This window comes from Paraburkholderia sp. EG304 (assembly GCF_046543485.1).
Taxonomy (GTDB): Bacteria; Pseudomonadota; Gammaproteobacteria; order Burkholderiales; family Burkholderiaceae; genus Paraburkholderia; species Paraburkholderia youngii.
This window is the reverse complement of the sequence record NZ_JBKGUA010000493.1, coordinates 1-252: the sequence shown is the minus strand read 5'-3', so window position 1 is coordinate 252 and position 252 is coordinate 1. Positions and strand designations below refer to the sequence as shown.

Annotated in this window: 1 pseudogene; it reads left to right on the top strand. The window is 60.7% G+C overall.

Annotation, left to right across the window (positions count from 1 at the left end):
• Positions 1–187 (top strand): annotated as a pseudogene (locus ACLFKU_RS44880) (hypothetical protein); the annotation flags it as partial.
• Between the last annotated feature and the right edge of the window lie 65 nt (positions 188–252).

Below are 252 nucleotides of genomic sequence, written 5' to 3'. Positions count from 1 at the left end.
CCTCGCGGACTGGACACGTGCACTACTGATGCGACGCCACTCAAACGTGGTGGCGTGCGCGCTGGCCAACAAGCTGGCTCGCACCGCCTGGGCTATCGTGGCACGTCACACCACCTTTGATCCAAGGTTGCGACAGCATCGGCTTGAATCAACGCAGGCTAACCCTCTCTGCTTTTGCGACGTCTGAAACCTGATGACGTGAACGGCACACCGGCCTGCGGAACACCCCGGCAAGCAAAGAGGCTCCTGAAG